The sequence below is a fragment of the Bacillus mesophilum genome, from assembly GCF_008923265.1.
GTDB classification, from domain to species: domain Bacteria; phylum Bacillota; class Bacilli; order Bacillales; family Cytobacillaceae; genus Cytobacillus; species Cytobacillus mesophilum.
Genome location: NZ_WBOT01000003.1, coordinates 369,922 through 385,610, shown reverse-complemented (window position 1 = coordinate 385,610; position 15,689 = coordinate 369,922). Strand labels below are relative to the sequence as shown.

Annotated in this window: 17 protein-coding genes; 7 read left to right on the top strand and 10 right to left on the bottom strand. The window is 41.4% G+C overall.

Annotated elements, in window-relative coordinates; all coding sequences use genetic code 11:
• Positions 1 to 53: 53 nt before the first annotated feature.
• The 4 genes from cccB to secA form a co-directional block, all read right to left on the bottom strand.
• Entirely contained in the window at positions 54 to 401 is a 348-nt protein-coding gene (cccB, locus tag F7732_RS11475) for a cytochrome c551 (protein ID WP_066442577.1), read from the bottom strand.
• 53 nt (positions 402 to 454) lie between these two features.
• Entirely contained in the window at positions 455 to 1,327 is an 873-nt protein-coding gene (locus F7732_RS11470) for a YitT family protein (protein ID WP_151573999.1), read from the bottom strand.
• Positions 1,328 to 1,788: 461 nt separating this feature from the next.
• A protein-coding gene (gene prfB, locus F7732_RS11465; RefSeq protein WP_151573998.1) for a peptide chain release factor 2 occupies positions 1,789 to 2,890 on the bottom strand; the annotation gives its coding sequence in 2 pieces (ribosomal slippage) (positions 1,789 to 2,817 and positions 2,819 to 2,890; 1,101 coding nt in all).
• Between the two features lie 114 nt (positions 2,891 to 3,004).
• Positions 3,005 to 5,518 (bottom strand): preprotein translocase subunit SecA, encoded by a 2,514-nt coding sequence (gene secA, locus F7732_RS11460; RefSeq protein ID WP_151573997.1) that lies wholly within the window; start codon positions 5,516 to 5,518, stop codon positions 3,005 to 3,007.
• Positions 5,519 to 5,948: 430 nt separating this feature from the next.
• Here secA and F7732_RS11455 point away from each other — a divergent pair, with 430 nt between their 5' ends.
• A complete protein-coding gene (locus tag F7732_RS11455) occupies positions 5,949 to 6,299 on the top strand; it encodes a YrhK family protein (protein WP_151573996.1) in 351 nt (116 codons plus the stop codon).
• 20 nt (positions 6,300 to 6,319) lie between these two features.
• Here F7732_RS11455 and F7732_RS11450 read toward each other — a convergent pair whose 3' ends face one another.
• Both F7732_RS11450 and F7732_RS11445 read right to left on the bottom strand, forming a co-directional pair.
• Positions 6,320 to 6,856 (bottom strand): chromate transporter, encoded by a 537-nt coding sequence (locus F7732_RS11450; protein WP_151573995.1) that lies wholly within the window; start codon positions 6,854 to 6,856, stop codon positions 6,320 to 6,322.
• A gap of 6 nt (positions 6,857 to 6,862) precedes the next feature.
• Positions 6,863 to 7,402, bottom strand: coding sequence for a chromate transporter (locus F7732_RS11445; protein WP_151573994.1), 540 nt, complete (start codon positions 7,400 to 7,402; stop codon positions 6,863 to 6,865).
• A gap of 375 nt (positions 7,403 to 7,777) precedes the next feature.
• On the opposite strand from F7732_RS11445, the gene F7732_RS11440 reads away from it, so the two are divergent.
• From F7732_RS11440 to F7732_RS11420, 5 genes are all read left to right on the top strand, one after another.
• Positions 7,778 to 7,906 (top strand): FbpB family small basic protein, encoded by a 129-nt coding sequence (locus F7732_RS11440; RefSeq protein WP_151573993.1) that lies wholly within the window; start codon positions 7,778 to 7,780, stop codon positions 7,904 to 7,906.
• Between the two features lie 26 nt (positions 7,907 to 7,932).
• The gene (locus F7732_RS11435; protein ID WP_240056622.1) at positions 7,933 to 8,358 is read left to right on the top strand and encodes a sporulation protein; all 426 of its coding nucleotides are present in this window, start codon (positions 7,933 to 7,935) and stop codon (positions 8,356 to 8,358) included.
• Positions 8,359 to 8,396: 38 nt separating this feature from the next.
• Entirely contained in the window at positions 8,397 to 8,675 is a 279-nt protein-coding gene (locus F7732_RS11430) for a YkvA family protein (RefSeq protein WP_151573991.1), read from the top strand.
• 705 nt (positions 8,676 to 9,380) lie between these two features.
• The gene (locus F7732_RS11425) at positions 9,381 to 10,376 is read left to right on the top strand and encodes a BMP family lipoprotein (protein WP_420837688.1); all 996 of its coding nucleotides are present in this window, start codon (positions 9,381 to 9,383) and stop codon (positions 10,374 to 10,376) included.
• The gene (locus tag F7732_RS11420) at positions 10,373 to 12,034 is read left to right on the top strand and encodes a methyl-accepting chemotaxis protein (protein ID WP_151573989.1); all 1,662 of its coding nucleotides are present in this window, start codon (positions 10,373 to 10,375) and stop codon (positions 12,032 to 12,034) included. Before F7732_RS11425 ends, F7732_RS11420 begins: the two co-directional genes overlap by 4 nt.
• Positions 12,035 to 12,720: 686 nt before the next feature.
• Here the strand turns inward: F7732_RS11420 and hpf are convergent.
• From hpf to F7732_RS11400, 4 genes are all read right to left on the bottom strand, one after another.
• The gene (hpf, locus tag F7732_RS11415) at positions 12,721 to 13,278 is read right to left on the bottom strand and encodes a ribosome hibernation-promoting factor, HPF/YfiA family (RefSeq protein WP_151573988.1); all 558 of its coding nucleotides are present in this window, start codon (positions 13,276 to 13,278) and stop codon (positions 12,721 to 12,723) included.
• A 288-nt stretch (positions 13,279 to 13,566) separates the two neighbouring features.
• Complete coding sequence (locus tag F7732_RS23270; protein WP_161598868.1) at positions 13,567 to 13,782, bottom strand: IS1096 element passenger TnpR family protein; 216 nt, start codon at positions 13,780 to 13,782, stop codon at positions 13,567 to 13,569.
• The gene (locus F7732_RS23265) at positions 13,779 to 14,081 is read right to left on the bottom strand and encodes an IS1096 element passenger TnpR family protein (RefSeq protein WP_151573986.1); all 303 of its coding nucleotides are present in this window, start codon (positions 14,079 to 14,081) and stop codon (positions 13,779 to 13,781) included. The genes F7732_RS23270 and F7732_RS23265 overlap by 4 nt, the downstream gene beginning before the upstream one ends.
• A gap of 141 nt (positions 14,082 to 14,222) precedes the next feature.
• The gene (locus tag F7732_RS11400; RefSeq protein WP_151573985.1) at positions 14,223 to 14,570 is read right to left on the bottom strand and encodes a hypothetical protein; all 348 of its coding nucleotides are present in this window, start codon (positions 14,568 to 14,570) and stop codon (positions 14,223 to 14,225) included.
• A gap of 228 nt (positions 14,571 to 14,798) precedes the next feature.
• Between F7732_RS11400 and F7732_RS11395 the strand changes: the two genes are divergently transcribed.
• Complete coding sequence (locus F7732_RS11395) at positions 14,799 to 15,569, top strand: SDR family NAD(P)-dependent oxidoreductase (protein WP_151573984.1); 771 nt, start codon at positions 14,799 to 14,801, stop codon at positions 15,567 to 15,569.
• The last annotated feature ends 120 nt before the right edge of the window (positions 15,570 to 15,689 follow it).

The following is a 15,689-nucleotide window of genomic DNA, read 5'->3' as shown; positions in this document are numbered from 1 at the left end:
ATTAAGAGAAAACCAATAAAAAAACGCCCTGCTGGACGTTTTTCTTCTATCTTTTACTTTTTAGCAGCAAGCCATTCTGCAACTGTGGTCGCATCTTCACCAGTCAGCTGGCCTTTAGGCATCGCGCCTTGACCGTTAATAATGATATTTTCAATTTCTTCTTGTGATAGTTTAGATCCTACAGTCTGCAAACCTGGTCCAGCTCCGCCTGAAAGATCCTGCGCGTGGCATTGAGAACATTTTTGATTGTATAGCTTTTCTGCATTGCCGGCATCTGCTGTTGTTGTTTCTCCACCAGATGTGTCGGTACCGCCTGTGTTCTCAGAAGCGTCGTCACCGCCGCCGCATGCAGCAAGTACAAGAGCCGATCCTAATAATAATGCCAATAGCTTCTTTTTCACCTTAAACTCCCCCTCAGGAAATGAATCCATAATACAGTTATATTATACCAATACTAGTCCCTTTTGAAACCCTCGCCAAGTACCTCTGCAGCATCCGTTACAATGATAAACGCAGACGGATCAATCGTTTTCACCAGTTGTTTCAATTTTGTGAACTCCGTCTGATCAACTACACATAAGAGAACAGGACGCTCATGATCGGTATAACCACCGTATGCAGATAGTTTTGTCACACCACGGTCTATTTTATTCAGAATCCCTTCACGAACTTCGTCTTGTTTTTCTGTAATAATAAGAGCCATTTTCGATCTGCCGAAGCCTACCTGAACCAGATCGATCGTTTTACTTGTAACATACAGACCGATGAGTGCATATAACCCCTGCTCAATATTAAAGACAATGGCAGCTGATAAAACAATCAGTCCGTCAATTAAGGCAACACAGGTTCCTAAAGATAGACCCGTATACTTATTAATAATTTGTGCGGCAAGATCCGTTCCGCCCGTAGATGCTTTTCCTCTAAAAACAATGCCTAGACCAAGCCCCACGCCAATTCCCCCAAATAAAGAAGCAAGCAATGGATCACTTGTCCAAGCTTCCCAATCGTTCGTCAAGAATACAACAAACGGCAAGAAGATCGTCCCAGCCAGCGTTTTCGCCCCAAACTGTCTGCCGAGCAAAATGACTCCTGCAATAAACAGAGGAATATTAAATGCCCACTGCACATAGGCAGGTTCCCAGCTCACAACAGCATCGAGAATCGTACTGATCCCGCTGACTCCGCCAGAGGCAACCCGGTTTGGCAATAAAAAAACATTAAAGGAAATCGCCACTATGGCAGACCCCAGTAATACAAATGCATATTCCATCACCCAGGCTAAGGGTGATTTTTTCCCAGTCAAAGCTGCTCTATTTTTTCTTCCCATATTCTTCTCCCTCTAACCTCTTTTATGTGCTCCATTTGCTATGGCTTCCAATACAGGAAACCTGCACCAGGCCTCATTTTAGCATGCACCTTCCTACTTTGTGAATGCCAGCGGACTACTGTGGTAAAGAGGTGAATGAACTCAGTATGATCGGAACTTGACTCATTTTTATAGCTTTTGTTTTCTTTGGAAAAATATGAGCGGGGGCAGGGATGAAAATTCCTTTTTGGAGAATTTATAAGTAGAGGTATTCCACCTGTGAATAGGAATAGGCAGGGAGAATGGATCGCCTTTCAGAAAAAGGGAGGATTTCCGCTCATTACGAGAAATAGCCTCATTTCCTAAAAGTGGTTCTCCAACTCCAAGTCTACACCTCCATAAACGCCACATTTACCGCCTTCATTTTTCATAACTCAAAAAAAATAAGACCTCTGCAGTTTTGGCCGCAAAGGTCTTATTTTTTAGCTCAAGCGCGAGCGCAGGTAAGCATTAATAAAGCTGTCGAGGTCTCCGTCCATAACACCTTGGACATTTCCTGATTCTGTGCTCGTACGGTGGTCCTTTACCATGGAATATGGGTGGAAGACGTATGAGCGGATTTGGCTGCCCCAGCCGATTTCTTTTTGCTCGCCGCGGATTTCGGCAAGCTCTTGCTCCTGCTCCTCAATTTTACGCTGATAAAGCTTAGCTTGGAGCATTTTCATCGCACGTTCACGGTTTTTGATTTGTGAGCGTTCCGTTTGGCATGTAACAACCACGCCTGTTGGCGTATGCGTAATCCTGACGGCTGAGTCTGTTGTATTGATATGCTGACCGCCGGCACCGCTCGCCCGATACGTATCAACTTTTAAATCCTCCGTGCGGATATCGATTTCAATTTCATCATTGAATTCAGGCATAACTTCGCATGATACGAAAGATGTATGGCGGCGTCCGGATGAATCGAATGGTGAAATACGGACAAGACGGTGTACGCCTTTTTCTGCTTTCAAATAGCCGTATGCATTATGGCCTTTAATCGCAAGCGTTACGCTCTTGATTCCCGCTTCATCTCCAGGCAAATAGTCGAGCGTTTCCACCTTGAAGCCTTTTTTCTCTGCCCAGCGTGTATACATACGAAGAAGCATGGAACCCCAGTCTTGTGATTCGGTTCCGCCTGCCCCTGGGTGAAGTTCAAGGATTGCATTGTTTTTATCATATTCTTCGCTTAAAAGCAGCTGTAATTCAAAGTCGCTTAAGCGCTTCATTAAATCCTTCATTTCGCTTTCTAGTTCTGCCTGCAGCTCTTCATCGCTTTCTTCGCGAACAAGCTCATATGTTAATTCAAGATTTTCATATGTTTCATTTAAATCGTGGAATTCATTGACTGCATCTTTTAATGCATTGGATTCACTGATGACTGTTTGCGCCTGCTGCTGGTCATCCCAGAAATTAGGCTGAAGCATCACATCATCCAGTTCTGCAATACGTGCCTCTTTGTTTTCTAAGTCAAAGAGACCCCCTAAAGTCCGCTAAAATTTTAGCTGTTTTTTCAAGTTCATTCCGAATATCTGCTAATTCCATTTACGTCACCTCATTATTTTTTTCCATCATACATTATATCCTACCAGAAACAAAATGGTACACGTCGATTTCAAAACGATAAGCCGGCAAAGACTATGCCGGCTTCTGAATTCTTTATTTTCCTGCACCGCAGCAGTTTTTATATTTTTTGCCGCTTCCGCAGATACATGGGTCATTACGGCCCACATCCATCTGCTTCACAACTGGTTTTTTCTTCAGCTTTTCGCCGCCATCCTCTTTTGGATTGACTGCTTGGCCTTTCGCTACTTCCTGACGCTCCAGGTTATTGTGGATTTCAGCTTTCATGACTAATCTTGAAACTTCATCCTCAATCGAAGTAATCATATGCTCAAACATCGCAAATCCTTCTTGCTGATACTCACGAAGCGGATCGATTTGTCCATAAGCACGAAGATGAATTCCCTGGCGAAGCTGATCCATCGCATCGATATGGTCCATCCATTTTGTATCTACCGTTCTCAGCACGATAACCTTTTCGAATTCACGCATTTGATCGGCAAGATGTACTTCTTTTTCGTCATATTTTGCTTTTACTTTATCTAAAAGAAGCTTTACAATTTCTTCGCTGTCCTTGCCCTGCAGCTCAGCAACTGTTAAATCTCCTTCATTTAAAAGATTTCCATTCACATAGTCAATTAAACCTTGCAGATTCCACTTTTCCTCTTCTTCATGAGCAGGAGTAAAAGCTTCAACATTGCGCTGAATGGACGTAGTCATCATTCTCTCGATGATGTCTCTTAAGCTCTCAGCCTCAAGCACTTCGTTTCTTTGTGTATAGAGGATTTCGCGCTGCTGACGAAGCACATCATCATAAGAAAGAAGCTGTTTACGAGCATCGAAGTTGTTACCTTCCACTCGTTTCTGCGCAGACTCTACTGCTCTTGACACCATTTTGCTCTGGATCGGCTGTGTATCATCCATGCCAAGGCGAGCCATCATTGACTTCATATTGTCAGAACCAAAGCGGCGCATTAGCTCATCTTCCATTGATAAGTAGAATTGTGTGACCCCTGGATCTCCCTGACGTCCTGAACGTCCGCGAAGCTGGTTGTCAATACGTCTGCTTTCGTGGCGCTCTGTTCCAAGTACCGCAAGTCCGCCAAGTTCTTTTACGCCTTCACCAAGTTTGATGTCGGTACCACGGCCCGCCATGTTCGTCGCAATCGTGACCGCGCCTTGCTTTCCGGCATCAGCAATAATTTCTGCTTCTCTTCCATGGTTTTTCGCATTCAAGACATTATGCGGAATGCCTTTCTTCGATAAGTATCTAGAAATGATTTCAGACGTTTCAATCGCAACCGTACCAACAAGCACAGGCTGTCCATTTTTATGGCGTTCAGCAATATCTTCGCCAACCGCACGATACTTGCCTTCCATCGATGCATAGATTAAATCGGCACGGTCATCACGGGCGATCGAACGATTTGTTGGAATAACGACTACGTTCATATTATAGATATTGCGGAATTCTTCTTCCTCTGTTTTCGCCGTACCAGTCATACCGGCAAGCTTTTCGTACATACGGAAGTAGTTTTGGAAAGTGATGGTCGCAAGTGTCATGCTCTCATTCTGAATTTCCAATCCTTCCTTCGCTTCAATTGCCTGGTGAAGCCCGTCACTGTAGCGGCGCCCTTTCATTAGACGGCCTGTGAATTGGTCAACAATGACAATTTCGCCTTCCTGCACAACATAATCCACATCAACATGCATGCTGGAATGGGCTTTTAACGCCTGTGTAATATGATGGTTCAGTGACACATGAGAGATATCGAATAAGTTCTCGATTCCAAACGCCTTTTCTGCCTTTGTCATCCCTTCTTCTGTCAGCTGAACACCTTTTGTTTTTTCATCATACGTGAAATCTTCCTCTGCCTTCAATCTGCTGACAAACGCATTTGCCTGGATATACAGCTGAGTAGACTTTTGCGCAGAACCAGAAATAATAAGCGGTGTACGCGCTTCGTCAATTAAAATGGAGTCGACTTCGTCAATAACAGCATAAAAAAGCGGACGCTGTACCTTCTGCTCTTTATAAAGCACCATGTTATCACGCAAGTAATCGAAGCCAAGCTCATTGTTCGTGCTGTACGTAATATCTGCTAAATAAGCAGCCTGTTTTTCTTCCTTTGTAATGCCATTTAAGTTTAATCCAACCGAGAGCCCCAGGAATTCATAAAGCTGTCCCATCTCAGTCGCATCACGGCTTGCCAAATATTCATTGACTGTCACCACGTGGACACCTTTGCCGGCAAGCGCATTTAAATAAACAGGCAATGTGGAAGTAAGTGTTTTACCTTCCCCTGTTTTCATCTCAGAAATATTGCCATCATGAAGGGACGCGCCCCCCATCAGCTGTACCTTATATGGATATAGGCCCAGCACGCGTTTTGCTGCCTCACGGACAACAGCAAAAGCTTCTGTTAATAACTCATCTAGGGTTTCCCCTTTTTGATAGCGGCCTTTAAATTCTTCAGTTTTTGCCTTTAATTCCTCATCAGAAAGCTTTTCCATACTTGCTGCCAGTGCTTCTACCTGATCAGCCGTTTTTTCAAGACGTTTTATTTCACGTTTGTTTTGGTCAAACACTTTATTTAAAATTCCAAGCATTAAAAACGCTCCTTTAATAGAAAAGTAAGATCGAAATAAACCTCCGCAGCTTGTCTGCTGTGAAGTGAGCGAATACAATTATCCTTCTCTTATGTCAATCATTTTAAGAATGCGAGGATGAAGCGTATAAGCTGAGTAAATCTGCCTGTAAAAGGCAATACGATCCATAGCAGATAAAAAAATCGCTCCGCCAATGAACATTTCACTATAAATACGATTTCTTTCCCTATTAATATTACCACTTACACTAGGGAGTGACAACTTATGTAAGAAGGCTGAAGAAATGTTCACGGTTACACCTTTGGACATTGTATGAATAAATAGTCTCTTTTGCAGCTGAATGCGTTTTAAACCATGTGGAGGTGATATAGATAGGATAAATGAGGATTCAAAATCGCAAAAAACAATATAAAGGAATTCAGGTGAATACATGCTTAAAAATGTTAAACGAAAAGAGTATGAAGGCGGAATTGATATAGAAATCGACCAGGGAAGATTTAAAATTCAGTTTGCTCAATACACCTATATCATTCAATGGATTGCGGATACCGTAATCGGCTGTTTTTTTATCATCGGAAGTATCTTAAACTTGCTAAATGTACCTTCTGTTTACCCTAACTCAGCATACCTCATCGGCAGTCTGGCCATGATCGTCCGCCCCATCATTCGGGTGTTTCGTCATATTAATATAAGGAGACTTACTCAAGAAGATGAGGAGAAAAATGATACTAGTCTTGAAGAACCCGATCAAAGCAGCGATGGACAAGTGTATAAGGGTTAAAGGAACTCTCCACCTATACCTTAAGCTGCTAAAAAGAACAAGCCATAGATAAGGCCAATGGCAATGACATACGCTGGATGCACCTTCAGTACTTCTAATAATAGAAAGGCTGCACCGCCAATCAAAACGGTTTGCCAAAGACCTGATCCCTCCCACGAGGAATAGAAAAACTCAAGTGTCATCACACCTAAAAGAACGGCAATAACTGGCCGAATATAGACGGTCAGGCGCCGCACTTTCGGAGACTCCTTATGTTTCATCAATAAACTCAGCAGAGTAAGCATGAGGATCAGCGATGGTGCAACTGTGGCAAAGACAGTAATCAAGGCACCTATTATCCCAGCCTGCTCATATCCGATATAACCGGCCATTTTCGTTGCGATTGGCCCAGGAAGTGTATTGCCAAGGGCCAGCATCTCACTGAACTCGCTAACTGTCAGCCACTGATAGCGGTCGACCACTTCCTTTTCAATCAATGGAATGGAGGCTGGTCCCCCGCCATAGCCTAAAATTCCAGGAATAAAAAAAGCGAGAAACAGCTGTATATAAATACTCATCTTCCTTCACCTTCCTTTTTGTAAAAATGCTGCTGCGATGAGCACTCCAATCAGAATGGCCGGATGGATATGCAAAAGTTGCATGCAAACGATCCCTACTGCAAGCAGGAGAATGGTCCCCCTCCAGCCTAATGTGGAGGTTCCCGCACTTTTAATGAAATCCCATGTTAGACTTCCGAGCATGACAGCGACGATCGGTACCACAGCCTGCGACATCCCTGCGACCATTGGGTTGTTTTTGTAGGCGTTTAAAGCGGTAAGCACAACAATCATAAGGATTATCGTCGGGACAGTTGTGGCTGCAACAGCATTCAGCATCCCGATCCAGCCGCCCATGCGATAACCGATATACCCAGCCATTTTCGTAGCAATCGGTCCGGGCAGAGCATTCCCGAGCGCTAACACATCTGCAAACTCATCACGGTCCATCCACTTATAGCGTTCAACTGCCTCCACGTGCACAAGAGGAATCGAAGATGGCCCGCCGCCATAGCCTAATAGCCCCACTTTTAAGAACGCCAAAAATAATTGCAGCTGTATTTTCATATGTCACCACTTCCACCGTCTTTTACCTTTAAATTGTTCTGGAAACCCTTTTTCATACCGCTAAATATTTGACAATTTCACGTTTTTCTAATAAAATAAAAGTATAATTTAATAGTTGTTCTCCTAAAGGGGAGTAGCTTTTACAGCAGGGTCGTCATTTCAGAGCATATGCTCTCGGTTCTGTTGGCAATTTCTAAAATTGTTAGCCAGACCTTTACCAGATGGTAGAGGTCTTTATTTATGACCTTTGCCGTCTATGGCAAAGGTCTTTTACTTGTTGCAGGCTGCGTTTTCTTTACACAAAATTGACAACAAAATTTGCCAATGGATAGTGGACAACGACAAACTAGAACTTTAAAATGAGGTGGAGAAACGATGAAAAAGAAAATTAGATTTTCACTTGAGGAACTAACAAAGAAAAACAAAGAAGAACTGTTAAAAAATCAAGTAGAGCTTGAGAAGATCGAAAAGAAAATTGATGAACGCTACAGCAATTCAAAATAATATTTCAGGAGAGAGAGTACACTTTGATGCTACAAAAATACATGTGCATGCTTGGTATCGGATCGGCCAAAATTGACTTAGTTTTGCCCAAATATGAATTCACAGTTGGCGAAAACATTGAAGGACAATTTAACATCGCCGGCGGCTTTATCTCACAGCCGCTCAAACGAATTGAATGCGATCTTATTATGCATTGTGAAAAACGAGAAATAGATGAAGTCATTGGAAGTTCTACTATTCTGACTTCAAAAATTATTAAACCTAAACAAACCCAGTCGATCACCTTCAGCTACCAGTTGCCGGAAGAATTGCCCGAAACATCTGTTAACCCGCAATTCAAATTTCGGACAAGACTCATCTTCCATGAAGGCGTCAAAAGTGCTGACACAGATAATATCGTCATTAAAACGAATGATCCAGAGGTTTACAAATCGCCAGTCCGGATAAATTAATAAGAACTATTTTTAAATACAACTAAAGGGGGATACTTATGAGGTGGATGAAACGAGTAAAATTCATCTTTAAATTTTGGAAGTTTATCCCTTTCTTAAAAGAGTACTTTCTATCACGGGAAGTTTCCATGGCAAAGAAAGTACTGCCCGTCGCTGGAGCAGTTGCCTATATTCTCCTGCCCTTCGACATCATTCCCGATTTCCTGACGATCTTCGGTGTTACCGACGACATCGTCTTAACCACCTTTCTCCTGCAGCAAATGATTAAAATGGCACCAGAAAGGCTGAAAGAAAAGTATAAAGTGCTGAATGATTAATAGTGGAAGAGAGCCTGCGCGGTGCGGGCTCTTTTTTATTTGGGGTGAGGTGCAGATTTTTAGCGTTGGTGGGTATTTGGGGGATTTATGAAGAGATGTATAATCTAGATTCTTAGGAATATTTGGTGGTTGGTATTGAGATTAGAGGGGAAACGCACTGCTATATTCTAGTTTTTGGGAAATGAGGGCGTGATTTATTGGGTAACACACCTGCATTATCTTTAATTTGGTAAATTGTGTCGTGATTCGGTGAGAAATACACCCCTTTACTCCAGTTTCTGGTAAACCGTGTCGCGATAAAGCGAGAAATACACTCACTTACTCCAGTATCTGGTAAACCGTGTCGTAATAAGGCGAGAAATACACTCAAACAATTCAGCATCTGGTAAACCGTGTCGTGATAAGCGAGAAATACCTCCTACAATCCAGTTTCTGTAACCTTTTGTCCTAAAGCGAAAAATACACCTCTTTACTACAGCATCTAGTAAAATGGTGCCTTAATAAGACGAAAACTACACCTTCACAAGGTAATAAATCCATCCCGAATTTTCCAACCATTCTGCATACTAACTCCCCTCCCCTCATATCCATAATCCTTCTCTACCCCCAGCAAAAAATCTTTTCTAGAAGTCAGACAACCTATTAAAAAACCAAGTGATTCTGCCGATATCATCTAAGTAAAACGTCTCATTATACATCAGGAGGATGAACTTGAAAAAAATTACTATTGCAATCATGATAATAGCAATATTCCTTGCAGGCTGTTCAAGACAGTCAACAACAGAGCAAGCTGAAAAAGAATATAAGATTGGAATCATGCTATCCGATGCTGGCCTGGGAGATGAATCTTTTAATGACTCCGCTTTTCAAGGGCTTGAACAAGCGCGTGATGAACTTGGTGTTCTTTTTGACTATAAAGAAGCTGCCGATGGAAATTACGAAGAAAAGATTACAGAACTTGTAAAAGAAAAATACGATCTAATCATCGGACTTGGATTTTCCGTAAAGGATGCATTGGAGAGTGTTGCAAAACAATATCCAGAGCAGCAGTTTTTACTAATTGACGAACAGTCTGAGCTTGAAAATATCATTTCCTTAACATTTAAAGAGCAAGAAGGCAGCTTTTTAGTAGGAATGGTAGCAGCAATGGCCAGCAAAACAGGGAAAATTGGTTTTGTCGGCGGAGTCGATACCCCGCTCATTCACCATTTTGAAATGGGCTATATCGACGGTGCAAAGCATTATAATCCAGAGATTGAGATTGTTACCGAGTATGTCGGTTCATTTGATGATGCCGAGGCAGGCTCTGCCATCGCTGCCGATTTTATTAAAAATGATGTTGATTTCCTTTACCATGCAGCTGGCTTTTCAGGCTTTGGCATGATAAAAAAAGCGGAGGAAGCTGGAGTTTTTGCAGCCGGTGTTGACTCTGATCAATTTTTCATCGCTGAGAAAACAGTTGTGACATCCATGTTAAAAAATGTGAATACAGCTGTTTTCCAAATTGCTCAGACATTACAGGAAGAAGGAAGCATCTCTGAGAAAAGCTACTTATTTGGCTTATCAGAAGAAGGCGTGGGATTGGCACCAATCCGCAACATCACTCTAACGGCGGAACAACAGGCTGCCATTGAAAAGGCGCAGGAAGAGATTGTTTCTGGCAAAATCACCGTCACTTCCGAAAAGGAGAACAGCCAATGACATTACGAAACCGCCTATTAATCAATATATTAATTCCGATTATTCTTTCGATCGCTATGATCGGTTTTATCATTTACCAAACAGTCGATATTCAGACGACAGCTGAAGACGATACTGCCCTGCTTCTCTCTGTAAAAGAGCTGGAACAGAGTTTAGTGGTCACAAGCCAGTCCTTAAACAACTATACGTTTTTAAGCAGCGAGGGGAATAAAAACGAAGCAATCTCTATGCTTGAAGAAACCGGTGCAAACTTAGCCGAACTATCATCGATGGCAAATGTAAAAGGCCATCAGGAGATTATCGCAAAAATCGAAACAAAATTTACTGCATTAAACGAAGCAACAGATGCCGGCTTTGCTGCCAATAATGGCGCTGAAATAAAAAAACAGTCGATCCGAATTTCCGGTATTCTAAACGATATGTTCCTTCTAAAAAAGGAAACAAATGAATGGTACAAGCAAATGAACGCAGAAACAACAGAAAAAGTTGCCATGATCACTACTTCTGCATTGATTGGAGCAGTGCTTTTAATCATCCTTACAGCGATTTACTCGTGGGTTGCAGCACGGAATATCACCAGACCGATTCATCGACTTGTGAACTCAGCAAAAATGGTTGCTGCAGGAGACTTAACAGCCGATGTTTCGAGCCTGACTTATAAAAAGAACAGCCGCAATGAACTGCACCAGCTGACAGAAGCTTTTTCAATTATGATCATCAGCTTAAAAGGAACCGTGCAATCCATTGACTCGGTTGGAAAAAATGTCGGCAGGTTTACCGAAGATGTGACAAGCTATATGCAAAGCTTAAACGAAGGCAGCAAACAAGTTGCGGTCTCTACTGATGAACTCGCGAAAGGAAGTGCAACCATTTCCGAGGATATTCAAGCAACTGCATCACTTATGAGCTCCATGACCGACCAATTTGAAACGGTCAAACAGACGAGTGAACAATCTGCTGAAAGCAGTAAAGAAGCATTATCAGCTGTACAATCCGGTCGCAGCTCACTTCAGAAACAAGTCGAGATCGCAGATAAAATCTCTGCCTCATCCAGAGAAATCAAAGAATCAGTTAGTGAGTTTTCAAGATTTACAACTGAGATTGATGGTGCGGCCAAAACAGTTAGTGCCATCGCTGAGCAAACGAACCTGCTTGCATTGAACGCCGCCATTGAAGCAGCTCGTGCCGGTGAGGCAGGAAAAGGCTTTGCTGTTGTAGCAGATGAAGTTCGAAAACTAGCAGATGAAACGGCGAAAGCCACAAGCCTGATCACTTCCATGGTCAGCAATATTCAAAACGGAATTACCGTTATCTACGATGCAACCGAACATGGACACGGACTTTCAACACAACAATCCCAATCCATGTCTGAAACAGAACAATCTTTTGAATCAATTTCTGCTCACGTATCGGGCATCAACGCCCAGGTGCAGCGCTTAAACGAAGATATGGAACAAACCAATGCCATGAGCCAGCAAGTAAACTCAGCCATTGAAAACATATCCGCCGTCACAGAAGAAACTGCCGCAGGAACCGAAGAAATCTCAGCCTCCACTGAAGAACAGCTTCACGCCTTCCAGCAGGTAAGCGAAAAAGTCGCTGAACTGCAGGAAATGACAAACGTATTGACGGCAGAATTAGAGAAATTTACGATTTAATGAGGAAAGAGTCCGGCGGGTGTCGGGCTCTTTTTTTATGTGGTTGTACTATTTGATTGCGGGATTTTTCCGGCAAACTAATATGGTTTCCGGTTTGATTTTGGGGTTTCCTATCAGTATAGAGGATTTTTTAGTAAACTGGTTTGTCTCTTATCAGGGTGAGGACGTTTTTTATCAAACTAGGCAGTTTCCCTATCAGATTATGGATTTTTCTTATTAAACTTGGTTGGTTTTTAATCAAAAACTTGAATTTTCTACTTCAAATCTGTTTACTATCCTATCCAACCTTTGATTTCCCCCGTCCACTGCTCTATTCCTATCAAATTTTTGCTTTTTCCTATCAAAATATCTCGGATTCCTATCAAAATTTTTCTCTTTCCTATCAAACTTTTCCGGTTTCCTATCAAAATTCTGCTTTTTCCTATCAAACCGCCTATTTCACTCACATTCCGGCTTTATTCCTTTCCACCCATGGAAATCGGATCATTTCCCGAAAATTATCGATCATTTCCCAAGTCTTTTCGATCATTCTAAATGGCTTTTCAGTCTATTCAACAAAGTTCTTAATCAATCTTCCCAAGTTTTCGATCATTTGTCCTTTTCAGCTGGTACATTTAAGATTCTTTTATGTAACAGCAACAAAAAAAAGAGGCACGACTCCAAGTCGGCCCTCTTTTTTCCATATTTTATTGAGCTTCGATTAAACCGTAACGGCCATCTTTTCGTTTGTATACTACATTTGTTAAATTAGTTTCTGCGTTCGTGAAGACGTAGAAGCTATGGCCAAGCATGTTCATTTGCAGGATGGCTTCTTCGCTGTCCATTGGCTTCAAGTCGAAGCTCTTTTGGCGGACAACTTCCAATTCTTCTGTATCATCTTCTTCAATGGCTGGTGCACCGCCGTCATCCGTTGCGGCAAATAGTGCGTTGATGTTGCCTTTTTCACGGAATTTGCGGTTTACTTTAGTTTTATGTTTACGAATTTGGCGTTCAAGCTTATCTGTGATTAAATCAATGGCTGCGTACATGTCCATATGTACTTCCTCGGCACGGAGCACAAGGTTTTGCATTGGAATGGTTACTTCTACCTTTGATGATTTATCATTATACGTTTTTAAATTGACATTTACATTTGCGTTAGGAGTTTCAGTAAAATACCTTTCCAATTTAGCAATTTTCTTCTCAACATACTCTCGAATTGCTGGAGTTACCTCAATGTTTTCACCACGAATGTTGTAATTCATATGTGAACTCCTCCTTTTCAATGGGCAATAATGACTGCTGGGTTCTACGGGGATCCCCGTAAAAAACACCATAATAGCTTTCCCTAACAGCCTCGTCTTATGAGAAAACTTCTTCTTTTTGAAAAACATTTTCCCTTTAAAAAAGACTATGTATTACATTTCTATTTTACCCCAACATATTCCTGCTAAAACCGAAAAAGAATTAGAAGAATTTTGTCGAATTCGTGAAGATTATGGGAGCAGAAGGGAATGCTTTCAATTAAAGGCATCCTGATTTCTTGAAGTCATTTAAGTTTGCTTAAGGGAGAAGTCCTTAAAATAGGTATTAATCTCATCTTTTAATTGTTTAGGATCTGTAAAAACCCAATTCTCTTCCACTTCTGGAAGGTTTCCCAAAGTTGCTTTTACACAGTAGGGATAATGTAAATCACTGTCATATAGCACTATTTTCTCCAAGACAATTTCATGCTGAAAATAATTGCCATAGTCATAAACATACGTCAATTTATCATCTTCAAAACAAGCCACTGTGATAGGAGTTCTTCACTGTCATTATATTCATCGTTTCTTCGATCGAAAATCTCTCCGTCAAATTCTTTCGGTCGTATTAAAATGGGCAAACTGCCTACCTTTATTCCCTTGACCTTTTTAGGCTCAAATCCATGCAAAAATAAACCTTCCCAATTAAAAGCAATTTTAATAACTTCATGAAGGTCAGCAAATGTCATATCTTTCTTTACAAGCACTCTTCTCCAACACGGAGGTTTGGTATCTTTTAATAGGATTTTTAATTGGCAGATCATCTGTACAGTTCCTCTCTACTGCCTTTTCCATTAGTAAGCTATATGAGAGGGAATCTAAACAATCAATCTATAATAATGAGGTTTTTTCCTTGAAGTAATTTTGGTCGTAGAATTACAGTAACTTCTGATCTGATGGTAAAATTACTGACGATTGTATTCACGGAGCTTTTTTTCATGCTGAACTGTCTTCGCTGAGATAAAGTCAACGGTTTCCTGCATTTCAGACATTTCTGCGCGAAAGCCGCCCATTTTTTTCTCAACCCGGTCTAGTCGTTCTTCGATGCGATCGAAGCGGGTGTCTACTTGGTTAAAACGTGCTTCCATTTGTTCAAATCTGGCATCCACTTGTTTAAAACGAGCATCTACTTGTTCGAATCGAGCATCTACTTGTTCAAAACGAGCATCTACTTGCTCAAATTTTTCATCCATTTTACGAGAGTGTAAATTTAGGGCATTTAGAATTTCCTTTAACATTGTTTCCTGATCCATGTTTTCACCGCCTTTAAAAATAGTATATCTTCCAAAGCATTTTCAATCAATCCACTGTGTGCGTGTTCACAATATTTCCATAGAAAATGGAATGGGACAAGGAACCTGTCCCCATGACCAATCCCTCCAAAAATATCTCGAATTCATATATTTGCATTATCGAAATATAATAAGTATCATGGAATTGTAGACATACTAATAAAAAACATAAGCAAAGGGGTAATAGATATGAGTTTTTCAGGTAAAGTCGTTTTAATTACAGGGGCAGCTGGCGGAATTGGAATCGCCGCAGCTAAAGCATATGCGCAAGAAGGAGCAAAATTGGCATTAGTTGATTTATCGAAAGAAGCATTAGATAAGGCCGCACAAGAGATTAACGCAAGTGATATGCTACTTCTGACTGCTGATGTGTCAAAAGAAGAAGATGTTAAGCAATATGTGGAAGATACTAAGTCTAAATATGGACGCATTGATGTCTTTTTAAATAATGCAGGGATTAATGGAGCGTTTGCAACTATCGATGAACAGACTGCTGAAAACTACCAAGCTGTTTTTGGCGTTAATGTGATGGGAGCATTCTTTGGTTTAAAATATGTATTAAAGGTAATGAAGGAACAAAAAAGCGGTGCGATTGTAAATACAGCATCCAATGGCGGCCTTATTGGTGCTCCAGGGATGAGTGCATATGCAGCTTCGAAACATGCAGTCATTGGCTTAAATAAAACAGCTGCATTAGAAGCAGCACCATTTGGTATTCGTGTGAATGCTGTTGCTCCATCTGGAGTTGATACAGCGATGATTCACGCGATTGAAGCCAATACAATGCCAGGAAACGAAGAGGAAGCTGGAAAGCAATTTAAAGCCAGCGTTCCGATGAATCGTTATGCAACTGCAGAGGAAATTGCCAAATTAATGGTGTTCCTATCTTCTGAGAGTGCTTCATTTATCACGGGTGCTTATTACCGAATTGATGGCGGACAAGGAGCAACATCTGCGTAATAATTCATATCTCCTATATATGAAAAAGTGAAATCAATTTATTGATTTCACTTTTTTAGTGTGTTCTATTTACCAGTATTCAATATAAAAACGTGGATCAAGGAACCTGTCCCTCTAACC